Below are 11884 nucleotides of genomic sequence, written 5' to 3' on the forward strand. Positions count from 1 at the left end.
CGCCTCCACCGGCCCGCGTGCGAGTACTGCATCTCAGCCTGACGGACTTCCGCAACTACACGTCTGCCGAAGTCAGCCTCGCGCGCGGGCCGAACCTCTTCGTCGGCAGCAACGGCCAAGGAAAGACCAACCTCGTCGAATCCCTCGGCTACCTGTCGAGCCTCGGATCCCACCGGGTCTCGTCCGACGCGGCGCTCATCCGCCAGGGTCGGGACTCGGCCGTCGTCCGGGCCCGACTGTTGGCCGACGACCGCGAACTCCTGGCCGAGGTGCAGATCAACCGGTCGTCGCCGAACCGGGCGCAGGTCAACCGCGGCGCCATCAAGCCCCGTGAGCTGCCGCGCTACTTCACGAGCGTCCTGTTCGCTCCCGAAGACCTCGCGCTGGTCCGGGGCGAGCCCTCCGGACGTCGACGCTTCCTCGACGAGCTCCTGGTGGCCCGGTCGCCCCGGTTCGCCGGCGTCCAGACCGACTACGACCGGGTGCTCAGGCAACGCAACACGCTCCTCAAGTCGGCCCGCGCCTCCGGGGTGAAGGCCGGCCAGCTCGGCACCCTCGACATCTGGGACGAACGGCTCGTGGCCCTCGGCAGCGAGCTCGTCGTCGCCCGGGACCGACTCGCGGCCGACCTGGCGCCCGAGGTGGCTCGCGCCTACGCGGCGGTGGCCGGCGCCGACCACGCCGCGCGGCTCTCGACCGTGCTCAGCATCCGGGGCGCGACACCCGACGACGAGACGGCCGCGGCCGAGGGGCCGACCGAGTCGATCCCCGCCGAGCAGGTGCCCGAGGTCTTCCGCCAGGCCCTGGTTCGCGTCCGACCGACCGAGCTCGAACGGGGACTCACGCTCGTCGGACCGCACCGCGACGACCTCTTCCTGTCGCTCAACGGTCTCCCCGCGCGCGGTTACGCGAGCCACGGCGAGTCCTGGTCGTTCGCCCTGGCCCTCAAACTGGCCTCGGCCGCCGTGGTGAGGGTCGACTCGCCGACGGGCGACCCGGTGATCGTGCTCGACGACGTCTTCGCCGAGCTCGACGGGTCCCGTCGCGAACGCCTGGCCGACGCGGTCGCCGACTACGAGCAGGTGCTGATCACGGCTGCGGTCGAGGGCGACGTCCCCTCTCGGCTCAAGGCCCACACCGTCCGCATCGCCAAAGGGACGATCCTCGACGACGACGAGCGGCCGGACGAGGCCGACACCGAGGAGGCGCGGTGAACGTCGACGACGGACCGCAGCCCCCGGCGTCCACGCCACCCGCGCCTCCTGAACCCGAGGCGCAGCCCGACAGCGAGGCCCAACGGGTCTACCTGCGGTTCCGCAGCGTGTTCGGCGACCCCAACTCGCGGTCACGGGACGCTCGGAAGCGCAAGTCGATCAAGCTCGGCTCGCCGAGTCAGCCGTTCGGCACGGGACGTGAGCCACGGGGCATCGCCGACGTGCTGTCCGCCGTCACCAACGAGCTCGGCTGGAACAGCCCGCTGGCGCAGTCCGAGCTGATGACGGCGTGGCCCGACATGGTGGGTGCCGAACTGGCCGCGCACTCGGATCCGGTGTCCATCGACGACGGCACGCTGACCGTGCAGTGCGACTCGACGGCCTGGGCGACGCAGCTGCGGCTGATGCGCACGCAGGTCACGACGACCATCGTCCAGCGATACCCGGACGCGGGCATCCAGTCGGTGCGTTTCCTGGCACCCAACGCCCCGACCTGGAAACGCGGCCCCAGATCGGTTCCAGGGCGGGGCCCTCGCGATACTTACGGATGACGAGGGTGAATCGTCCAAGTGCAGTGGGAAAATCCGTCTGAGGGCGGATTTCGCCCCGTGGTGGACGGGCCTGCGGTAGACTCGGAAGGTCGTCCGAAGGCCGCCGAGACAGCGGTCGAGACCGGTCGGCACACCTTCGTCCCGTCCGGCAGGAGCCCCTACGCACATGTCAGCTGATCCCACCGACGCCCAGCCCGACGACACCTACGGCGCCAGTGCGATCCAGGTCCTCGAGGGTCTCGAGGCCGTGCGCAAGCGCCCCGGCATGTACATCGGCTCGACGGGCCCCCGTGGTCTGCACCACCTGGTCTACGAGATCGTCGACAACTCGGTCGACGAGGCCCTCGCCGGTCACTGCGACCACATCGAGATCACCATGCGCGAGGACGGCGGCGTGCGCGTCGTCGACAACGGCCGTGGCATCCCGGTCGACGTCCACCCCGTCGAGGGGCGGTCGACCGTCGAGGTCGTCCTGACCGTGTTGCACGCCGGCGGCAAGTTCGGCGGCGGCGGCTACGCGGTGTCCGGTGGCCTGCACGGCGTCGGCAGCTCGGTCGTGAACGCGCTCTCGAGCGAGCTCGACGTCGAGGTCCGCCGGCAGGGCAACGTCTACCGTCAGAGCTTCACCGACGGCGTCCCCGTCGCGCCGCTGGCCAAGGGCGAAGAAGACGACACCACGGGCACCACGATCACCTTCTGGCCCAACGCCGAGATCTTCGAGACCGTCGAGTTCGACTACGAGACGCTCCGCACCCGCTTCCAGCAGATGGCGTTCCTCAACAAGGGCCTCCGCATCGAGCTCAGCGACGAGCGCGTCCAAGAAGACGACGCCGAGCCCCGCCACGACGTCTTCCACTACGACAAGGGCCTCGTCGACTACGTCGAGTACCTGAACACGACCAAGAAGGTCGAGACGGTCCACGACGACATCATCGCCTTCGAGCAAGAAGACACCGAGAAGAAGATCTCGCTCGAGGTCGCGATGCAGTGGAACACCTCGTACCAAGAGAGTGTGCACACCTACGCGAACACGATCAACACGCACGAGGGCGGCACCCACGAAGAAGGCTTCCGCGCGGCGCTCACGACGCTGATCAACCGCTACGCGCGCGAGAAGAACCTGCTCAAGGAGAAGGACGACAACCTGTCGGGCGACGACGTCCGCGAGGGTCTGACGGCGGTCATCTCGATCAAGCTCGGCGAACCGCAGTTCGAGGGTCAGACCAAGACCAAGCTCGGCAACACCGAGGCGAAGTCGTTCGTGCAGAAGGTCGCCGGTTCGCAGCTGAACGACTGGTTCGACCGCAATCCCAAGCAGGCCGCCGAGATCGTCCGCAAGGGCATCCTGGCCTCGCAGGCCCGTCTCGCCGCTCGCAAGGCGCGCGAGCAGACCCGCCGCAAGGGCGTGCTCGAGTCGAACGGCATGCCGGGCAAGCTCAAGGACTGCCAGAGCAAGGACCCCTCGCGCAGCGAGATCTTCATCGTCGAGGGCGACTCGGCCGGCGGCTCTGCCGTGCAGGGCCGAAACCCCGAGACACAGGCGATCCTGCCGCTGCGGGGCAAGATCCTCAACGTCGAGAAGGCTCGTCTCGACCGCGCCCTCGGTAACAACGAGGTGCAGGCCATGATCAAGGCCTTCGGCGCCGACATCGGAGAAGACTTCGACCCCGACAAGGCGAGGTACCACAAGATCGTCCTGATGGCCGATGCCGACGTCGACGGACAGCACATCACCACGCTGTTGCTCACCCTGCTCTTCCGCTACATGCGTCCCCTCATCGACCTCGGCTACGTGTACCTCGCGCAGCCCCCGCTCTACAAGCTCAAGTGGAGCAACGCCAGCCACGAGTACGTCTACAGCGACGCCGAACGCGACGCCGTGCTCGTGTCGGGTCGGGCGGCCGGCAAGCGCATCCCGAAAGAGAACGCGATCCAGCGCTACAAGGGCCTCGGCGAGATGGATTACAAAGAGCTGTGGGAGACCACGATGGACCCTGACACCCGCACGCTGTTGCAGGTGACCCTCGAGGACGCCGTGGCCGCCGACACCATCTTCGACACCCTGATGGGCGAGAACGTCGAGTCGCGCCGCAACTTCATCCAGCAGAACGCGAAAGACGTCCGCTTCCTCGACATCTGATGCGCGCCTCCGGCTGAACCGGAGCACGCCCGCGCCCCGACGAGCACCACGGGGCAGACCACGACAAACGGAGAATCATGGCCGACGAGCCGACAGACACCCCCGAGGGCACCGACGCCGAGGGGGCCCAGACCTTCGCCGAGGCGCCCAAGCGCGACAGCATCGAGCAGGTCGACCTGCAGCTCGAGATGCAGCGCTCGTACCTCGACTACGCCATGAGCGTCATCGTCGGTCGGGCCCTGCCCGAGGTGCGTGACGGCCTGAAGCCCGTGCACCGTCGTGTCATCTACGCGATGTACGACGGCGGCTACCGCCCCGACCGTGCCTTCTCGAAGTGCTCGCGCGTCGTCGGCGACGTGATGGGCCAGTTCCACCCCCACGGCGACACGGCGATCTACGACGCGCTCGTCCGTCTCGTCCAGCCGTGGAGCCTGCGCTACCCGCTCGCGCTCGGCCAGGGCAACTTCGGCTCGCCCGGCAACGACGGCGCGGCCGCCCCGCGGTACACCGAGACCAAGATGGCTCCCCTCGCGCTCGAGATGGTGCGCGACATCGACGAGGACACCGTCGACTTCCAGGACAACTACGACGGTCGCACTCGCGAGCCGGCGATCCTGCCCAGCCGGTTCCCCAACCTTCTGGTCAACGGCTCGGTCGGCATCGCCGTCGGCATGGCGACGAACATCCCCCCGCACAACCTGCGCGAGGTCGCCTCGGGTGCCCAGTGGTACCTCGAGAACCCGACCGCGACCCGCGAGGAGCTGCTCGAGGCGCTCATGCAGCGCGTCAAGGGTCCCGACTTCCCGACGGGGGCGCAGATCCTCGGTGTCCGCGGCATCCAGGACGCCTACCGCACGGGACGCGGTTCGATCACGATGCGCGCGGTCGTCAACGTCGAAGAGATCCAGGGCCGCACCTGCCTCGTCGTGACCGAGTTGCCGTACCAGGTCAACCCCGACAACCTCGCGATCAAGATCGCCGAGCTGGTCAAGGACGGTCGCATCGGCGGCATCGCCGACATCCGGGACGAGACCTCGGGTCGCACCGGCCAGCGCCTCGTGATCGTGCTCAAGCGCGACGCCGTGGCCAAGGTGGTGCTGAACAACCTCTACAAGCACACGAGCCTGCAAGAGAACTTCGGCGCGAACATGCTCGCGATCGTCGACGGCGTGCCCCGCACCCTCGCGCTGGACGGCTTCATCTCGGCGTGGGTCGACCACCAGATCGACGTCATCCAGCGCCGCACCCGTTTCCGTCTGAAGAAGGCCGAAGCCGACGCGCACATCCTGCGTGGCTACCTGAAGGCTCTCGACGCCCTCGACGAGGTCATCGCGCTCATCCGTCGGTCGCCGACCGTCGAGGAGGCGCGCGCGGGTCTCATGGACCTCCTCGACGTCGACGAGATCCAGGCCTCGGCCATCCTCAACCTGCAGCTGCGACGCCTGGCCGCCCTCGAGCGTCAGAAGATCCAGGACGACGCCGACAAGCTCGAGCGCGAGATCGCCGACTACCAGGACATCCTGGCCAAGCCGGAGCGCCAGCGCACGATCGTCAGCGAGGAGCTCGCCGAGATCACCGACAAGTTCGGCGACGGCCGCCGCACCGAGATCATGTTCGGCTTCGACGGCGACATGAGCGTCGAAGACCTGATCCCCGAAGAAGAGATGGTCGTCACCATCACGCGTGGCGGGTACGTCAAGCGCACCCGCAGCGACAACTACCGCAGCCAGCACCGTGGTGGCAAGGGCGTCCGTGGTGCCCAGCTGCGCGCGGACGACGTCGTGGACCACTTCTTCGTGACCACGACCCACCACTGGTTGTTGTTCCTGACGAACAAGGGTCGCGTCTACCGCGCCAAGACGTACGAGCTGCAAGAAGCCGGCCGCGACGCAAAGGGTCAGCACGTGGCCAACCTCCTCGCCATGCAGCCCGACGAGCAGATCTCGCAGGTGCTCGACATCCGCGACTACGAGGTCGCCGACTACCTCGTCCTCGCCACACGCGACGGCCTGATCAAGAAGACGGCGCTCACCGAGTACGACACGAACCGCACCGGCGGGATCATCGCGATCAACCTGCGCGACGACGACGAGCTCGTCTCGGCGCTGCTCGTCGACGAGCACGACGACCTCCTGCTCGTCTCCCGTCACGGCATGTCGTTGCGATTCACGGCGACCAACGAGTCGCTGCGCCCCATGGGCAGATCGACCTCCGGCGTGAAGGGCATGACCTTCCGCGACGACGACACGCTGCTCAGCGCCTCCGTCGTGGGCGAAGAGGGCTACGTCTTCGTCGTCACCGAGGGCGGTTACGCCAAGCGCACCGCCGCCGACCAGTACCGTGTCCAGAACCGCGGCGGTCTCGGCATCAAGGTCGCCAAACTCGCGGAGGCGCGGGGCGACCTCGCCGGCGCCCTGATCGTCGGCGAGGACGACGAGGTGCTCGTGGTCCTGTCCGGAGGCAAGGTGGTCCGATCGGCCGTCTCCGAGGTCCCGGCCAAGGGCCGCGACACGATGGGCGTCGTCTTCGCCAGGTTCGCGAGTGACGATCGCATCATCGCGGTGGCCCGCAACAGCGAGCGCAACCTCGCGGCCGAGGTCGACGAGAGTGCGGACGCCGTGGCCGAGGCCGTAGTGTCTGTCGAGTCCGTCGAGTCCGTCGACGCCGACAACGAGATCCCCACGACCGACGACACGTCGGTCGAAGCCGAGTCGACCGACGACGAGGCCACCGGAACCGCCGGAGAGGAAACGAACAATGAGTAGTGTCGCCGAGAGACTCCAGAAGAAGGCGAAACGACCGTCCGGCACCAAGCAGGTCCGCCTCAAGCTCGTCTACATCGACTTCTGGTCGGTCGTGAAGCTGGCCTTCCTGATTTCGGTCGCGATCGGCATCATCACGGTCGTCGCCACCTTCCTGATCTGGGCCATCCTCAATCAGACCGGCATCTTCGACGACCTCGACGCCCTGTTGCGCGACATCCTCGGCGACTCGAGCTTCTCGATCCAGGACACGTTCAACGTCGGTCAGATCATGCTCTTCTCGATCGTGGTGGCCATCCTCAACGTGGTCGTCGGCACGGTCCTCGGCGCGATCGTCGCCGTGCTCTACAACCTGAGCGTGCGCATCACCGGCGGTCTGCTCGTCGGTTTCACCAACAACTGATCCACCGCTCGGGTCGGCGCGAACCGTCGATTCGAGTTCGCCGTCGTGGTGCTGTAGGCTTTACGACGGTCCGGGGGCTATAGCTCAGGCGGTTAGAGCGCTTCGCTGATAACGAAGAGGTCATAGGTTCAAGTCCTATTAGCCCCACGCAGTACCGGTCTCGTCTTCCACTCGTCTTCTGACGGGAACGAGGGTGAGATCGTGCTCGTTCCCCCGGTGACCGGGGGGTCGGGGCCTTAGCTCAGTTGGTAGAGCGCCTGCTTTGCAAGCAGGATGTCGGGAGTTCGATTCTCCCAGGCTCCACTCGATTGCTCTGCCCCTGCTCGCTGACGACATCAGCGAGCAGGGGCACTTCTCATTCTGTGCTCTTTGCTGCGCCGCCGCCCCTGCGGCGCAGGGGCGGTGTGATGGTCTAAGTCCCTCCGGGCCCGTGTCGGCTTCGCCGACGTGCATGCGACGTTGGGCCAAGGGTGGGGCCGGGCCGGGGCCGGGGCCGCGCGCTGCAGTCGCAGGGCTGTGGACGACGAAGGGCCCGCCTCCGGGGGGAGGCGGGCCCTTCGTGGGGTGCGGGGGTCAGGCCTTGGTGTCGGCGTCGTCGTCGGCGACCCAGAGCTCGTCGTCGGCGCGCAGGGTCTGCACGGCCGCGAAGACCAGCGCACCGAGGGCGACGACGCCCACGCCGATCAGTAGGACGCCACCGACGCCGGGGCCCGACTTCTGCTGACGCGGCACGTACTTCGCCGCAGCCTTCTTGCCTTGCTTCTTGGCGTTCTTGACGGCCTTCTTGACCTTCGGGTCGTTGGCGAGGTCGAGGTTGCCGAGAGCTGACGAGAACGCCGGGTACACGTCGTGCTTGAAGCGGTCCTGAGCGACCGACGCGTAGTGCGACCCGGTCGAGAGTCCCTGCGAGACCACGGGACAGACGTTGGAGTCCACCGCGTGCTTGATCTGGGGGACGACCTTCTTGTTCGCGATCTTGACGGCGTCGTCGCGGTAACCACCGATGACCTTGCCGGCGTGGTCGATCACGCCGCGCTGCTCACCCCACACCGCCGCAGCGTGCTTCTTGAACTTCTTGAGTTCTTTCTTCTGCTTGCGTGACAGGGCCATGAACGTTCCTCCAACGAGTAGGCAGTGGAGCCAGCGTCGCTGGCCCGTCCCAGTGTGGCACGGAGGTTCCTGACAGGTCACGGAACGGTCCCTGGGGAGTCGCTGGTGTGCCGAGGTGGCTGTGGGAGAATGACGACATGTCAACGCACACCGCTGTCGCAACCCTCACGACCAACCACGGCACCATCAAGGTGAACCTCTTCGGCGACCACGCCCCGAAGACCGTCGCGAACTTCGTCGGCCTGGCCACCGGCACCAAAGAGTGGACCCACCCGGCCACCGGCAAGGTCAGCACCGACAAGCTCTACGACGGCGTCGTGTTCCACCGCATCATCAAGGACTTCATGCTGCAGGGCGGCGACCCGCTCGGGCAGGGCGTCGGCGGGCCCGGCTTCCAGTTCGACGACGAGATCCACCCCGAACTGAACTTCAACGCCCCCTACATCTTCGCGATGGCCAACGCCGGCACACGTGGCGGCAAGGGCACGAACGGTTCGCAGTTCTTCATCACCACGGTTCCGACCCCGTGGCTGCAGGGCAAGCACACCATCTTCGGTGAGGTCGCCGACGACGAGTCCAAGAAGGTCGTCGACGCGATCGAGGCCGTCAAGACCGACGCGCGTGACAAGCCGCTCGACGACGTGGTGCTCGAGAGCGTCACCATCGACGAGGTCTAGGTGACCGATCCGCACGATCGGTCGAACTTCTGCTACCGGCACCCCGACCGGCAGAGTTTCGTCCTGTGCCAGCGGTGCGGACGCACCATCTGCGGTGAGTGTCAGACGCCGGCCGCGGTGGGCGTGCACTGCCCGGAGTGCGTGAAGGAGGCGCGGGGCAACGCACCGCGCCTCCAACCGCAGGTCGTCGGTCGGGTCCGCAGCGCCTCACGGCGCGGAGCACCCGTCGTCACCTACGGCATCATCGCCGTGACCCTCGCGGTCTTCCTGCTGCAGCTCGTGACCGGTACCGGCAACGGAGTCGTCACGAGGGCCCTGGCCTTCTACCCACCGCTCGAGATCGTGCAGCCCTGGCGTGCCGTGACGACGATGTTCGTCCACGGAAGCATCCTGCACATCCTCTTCAACATGTACTCGCTGTACATCTTCGGAGCAGAACTCGAACGCCAGCTGGGTCGAGGTCGGTTCGCCGCGCTCTACTTCCTGTCGGGCATCGGGGGCTCCGCGGCCGTGGCCCTGCTGGCCCCGGGCAGTTTTGTCGTCGGCGCGTCCGGCGCGATCTTCGGTCTGATGGCGGCGTTCTTCGTGATCGCGCGCAGCCTCGGTGGCCGGAGCATCCAGCTCCTGGTGCTCGTCGGCATCAACCTGGCGATCGGCTTCATCGTGCCCGGCATCGCCTGGCAGGCTCACCTCGGCGGCATCGTCGTGGGCGGGGCCATCGCGTTCCTCTTCTCGAAGACCCGTCATCGCTCCAAGCACGCGCTGCAGATCGCAGTGCTCGTCGGGATCGGCGTCATCGTGGTGGCGGCGCTCCTGGCCCGATCGGCTCAACTCGTGGGTCTGCTCTGAAGCGAACGATCCATGGACGACGAGAGGCGGCTCCCCATCGGGGAGCCGCCTCTTCTCGTCGGCCGACGCGTTCTCACCTGGTCAGGTTATCCACAGGGGAGTTATCCACAGGGTTTCCCACATTGGGGATAGTTACAGCCGTGTAAGTTCGAAGGTGCGTTCTAGCGCCACCGCGTCGTCATCAGGAACCCGATGAACATGATGCCGAAGCCGACCAAGATGTTCCACGAGCCGAGAGATGACACCGGAAGGGTGCTCTGGCTGACGTAGAACACCACGATCCAAGCGAGGCCGACGAGCATGAAGCCGAACATGACCGGCTTGAACCACACGGGGTTCGGCGCGTCCTCGGCGGTGCGGGCGGGCTTCGTGCTGCGGTTCGTGTCTTTGGCCATGGCGCACAGTGTACCGTGAGGCCCTTTTCGGGCCTGGGAGGGACATCACGGCCGTTCCCGGTCGCGGACGCGTTCTCCACATCCTCTCCACATGTTGTCCACCGAGGTGTCCCGCCGTCTCGGAGGCACGGGACGCCGCCTAGGATCGAATCATGACGGTCCACGGGGGCGAGGCCCCGCTCTCGCCGCGCACGACGCGTCGGCGACGATCGCGCGCCTCCTTCATCAGCGTCCTGGGCGAGCTGCTGATCACCGCCGGGGTGCTCGTGCTGTTGTTCATCGGGTGGCAGCAGTGGTTCAACGACCTCGTCGTGGCCGACGCCTACAAGGGCGACGCTGCTCGACTGAGCGAACGGTTCGAGCAGGCCGCGACTCCGGCCCCCGAGCCTTCTGCCGACGGCTCGTACGGCGAACCGCCCGCGGGGGCGACTCCTGCCGAGGCCGAGACGTTCGCCAACTTCTACGTTCCGCGGTTCGGCGCCGACTACGCCGTCCCGATCGCCGGGGGCACGAGCACCGTGCGCACCCTGAACAAGATCGGCATCGGCCACTACGACGAGACCCAGATGCCGGGGCAGGTCGGCAACTTCGGCATCGCCGCGCACCGGACCACGTACGGAGCACCGTTCAACAAGATCGCCGACCTGCAAGAGGGCGACAAGATGTACGTCCAGACCCAGGACGGATGGTTCACCTACTCGTTCCGTAACTTGCAGTACGTCCAGGCCACGCAGGTCTCCGTGCTGCAGCAGGTGCCCGACGCCCCCGACGTGTCGGCGACCTCGGGCGACCGGCTGATCACCCTGACGAGCTGCAACCCGATGTTCACCGCGCAAGAACGCATCGTCGCCTACGGTGTGTACGACTCGTGGCAGCCGCTGTCGGCCGGGGCCCCCGCCGAGCTCGCCGCCGCCGGAATCGGAGGCTGATCGTGTACTCCGCCCTCTGGCGCATCTTGCCCGGCCCCTGGTGGGTTCGGCTCGTGCTCGTGCTCGTCCTGATCGCCGCCGTGCTGTTCGCCCTCTTCGAGTGGGTCTTCCCCTACGTGAACGAGCTCCTGCCCACCCCCGACGTCACCGTGGAGCAACCATGACGCGCATCCTGGTCCTCGATAATTACGACAGCTTCGTCTACACCCTGAACGGGTACCTGCAGCAGCTGGGGGCCGAGACGGACGTCGTCCGCAACGACGCCTTCGACGCGGCCGACACCGCCGATCGCATCGCCGAGTACGACGCCGTCCTGCTGTCGCCCGGCCCGGGCACACCGGCGGCTGCCGGCGTCTCCGTCGACGTCGTGCACGCCGCTCTGGCAGCCGACAAGCCGCTGCTGGGCGTCTGCCTCGGGCATCAGGCCATCGCCGAGGCCCTCGGGGCCACGGTCACGCACGCCGACGAGTTGATGCACGGCAAGACGTCGAAGGTCGAGCACGACGACAGCGCGTTCTACGACGGGGTGCCCCAGCCGTTCACCGCGACGCGCTACCACTCGCTCGCCGTGGTCGACGAGACGGTTCCCGAGACGCTCGAGGTGACGTCGCGCACCACGGGCGGCGTCATCATGGGCCTGCGCCATCGGTCATCGCCCGTCTACGGGGTGCAGTTCCACCCCGAGTCGGTCCTGACGCAGGGTGGCTACCAGATGATCGGCAACTGGCTGTCGGTCGCCGGCCTGCCGGGCGCGGCCGAGACGGCCAGAGGGCTCGACCCGCTCATCCACCTCGGCTGAACGCAGGCCCCTGGGTACCCGGCTCTCGGCGCCGACCGTCTCGCCCTGAACGGGT

General features: G+C 67.3%; 12 protein-coding genes and 2 tRNA genes. 12 read left to right on the forward strand and 2 right to left on the reverse strand.

All coding sequences use genetic code 11. The features are described from left to right. Positions 1-17 precede the first annotated feature (17 nt). The 7 genes from recF (at position 18) to EDF50_RS12385 (ending at position 7373) form a co-directional block, all read left to right on the forward strand. Complete coding sequence (gene recF, locus EDF50_RS12355; protein WP_123519841.1) at positions 18-1214, forward strand: DNA replication/repair protein RecF; 1197 nt, start codon at positions 18-20, stop codon at positions 1212-1214. After that, on the forward strand, positions 1211-1765 hold the full coding sequence (locus tag EDF50_RS12360) for a DUF721 domain-containing protein (protein WP_123519842.1): 555 nt from the start codon (positions 1211-1213) through the stop codon (positions 1763-1765). The genes recF and EDF50_RS12360 overlap by 4 nt, the downstream gene beginning before the upstream one ends. A gap of 166 nt (positions 1766-1931) precedes the next feature. Next, the gene (gyrB, locus tag EDF50_RS12365; protein WP_123519843.1) at positions 1932-3905 is read left to right on the forward strand and encodes a DNA topoisomerase (ATP-hydrolyzing) subunit B; all 1974 of its coding nucleotides are present in this window, start codon (positions 1932-1934) and stop codon (positions 3903-3905) included. Positions 3906-3982: 77 nt separating this feature from the next. After that, complete coding sequence (gyrA, locus tag EDF50_RS12370; protein ID WP_123519844.1) at positions 3983-6670, forward strand: DNA gyrase subunit A; 2688 nt, start codon at positions 3983-3985, stop codon at positions 6668-6670. Then, entirely contained in the window at positions 6663-7070 is a 408-nt protein-coding gene (locus EDF50_RS12375) for a DUF3566 domain-containing protein (protein WP_043595295.1), read from the forward strand. Before gyrA ends, EDF50_RS12375 begins: the two co-directional genes overlap by 8 nt. 73 nt (positions 7071-7143) lie before the next feature. Then, positions 7144-7217 (forward strand) — tRNA-Ile (locus EDF50_RS12380). Positions 7218-7300: 83 nt separating this feature from the next. Then, positions 7301-7373 (forward strand) — tRNA-Ala (locus EDF50_RS12385). Between the two features lie 270 nt (positions 7374-7643). Here the strand turns inward: EDF50_RS12385 and EDF50_RS12390 are convergent. Next, positions 7644-8180, reverse strand: coding sequence for a hypothetical protein (locus EDF50_RS12390; RefSeq protein WP_123519845.1), 537 nt, complete (start codon positions 8178-8180; stop codon positions 7644-7646). A gap of 137 nt (positions 8181-8317) precedes the next feature. Between EDF50_RS12390 and EDF50_RS12395 the strand changes: the two genes are divergently transcribed. Further along, a complete protein-coding gene (locus EDF50_RS12395) occupies positions 8318-8857 on the forward strand; it encodes a peptidylprolyl isomerase (protein ID WP_123519846.1) in 540 nt (179 codons plus the stop codon). Then, positions 8858-9706 (forward strand): rhomboid family intramembrane serine protease, encoded by an 849-nt coding sequence (locus EDF50_RS12400; protein ID WP_123519847.1) that lies wholly within the window; start codon positions 8858-8860, stop codon positions 9704-9706. Between the two features lie 161 nt (positions 9707-9867). Here EDF50_RS12400 and EDF50_RS12405 read toward each other — a convergent pair whose 3' ends face one another. Continuing rightward, the gene (locus tag EDF50_RS12405; RefSeq protein ID WP_123519848.1) at positions 9868-10101 is read right to left on the reverse strand and encodes a cell division protein CrgA; all 234 of its coding nucleotides are present in this window, start codon (positions 10099-10101) and stop codon (positions 9868-9870) included. Between the two features lie 152 nt (positions 10102-10253). On the opposite strand from EDF50_RS12405, the gene EDF50_RS12410 reads away from it, so the two are divergent. From EDF50_RS12410 to EDF50_RS12415, 3 genes are read left to right on the forward strand one after another with little or no spacing between them, the layout of a single operon-like run. Then, entirely contained in the window at positions 10254-11030 is a 777-nt protein-coding gene (locus EDF50_RS12410; RefSeq protein ID WP_123519849.1) for a class E sortase, read from the forward strand. Between the two features lie 2 nt (positions 11031-11032). Beyond that, positions 11033-11194 carry a hypothetical protein gene (locus EDF50_RS16845; RefSeq protein ID WP_199738779.1) on the forward strand — a complete coding sequence of 54 codons (162 nt, stop codon included), beginning with the start codon at positions 11033-11035 and terminating at the stop codon, positions 11192-11194. Beyond that, positions 11191-11829, forward strand: a complete 639-nt coding sequence (locus EDF50_RS12415; RefSeq protein ID WP_123519850.1) for an aminodeoxychorismate/anthranilate synthase component II — start codon at positions 11191-11193, stop codon at positions 11827-11829. Before EDF50_RS16845 ends, EDF50_RS12415 begins: the two co-directional genes overlap by 4 nt. Positions 11830-11884 lie beyond the last annotated feature (55 nt).

The organism is Frigoribacterium sp. PhB24, from assembly GCF_003755185.1.
Classification (GTDB): Bacteria; Actinomycetota; Actinomycetes; order Actinomycetales; family Microbacteriaceae; genus Frigoribacterium.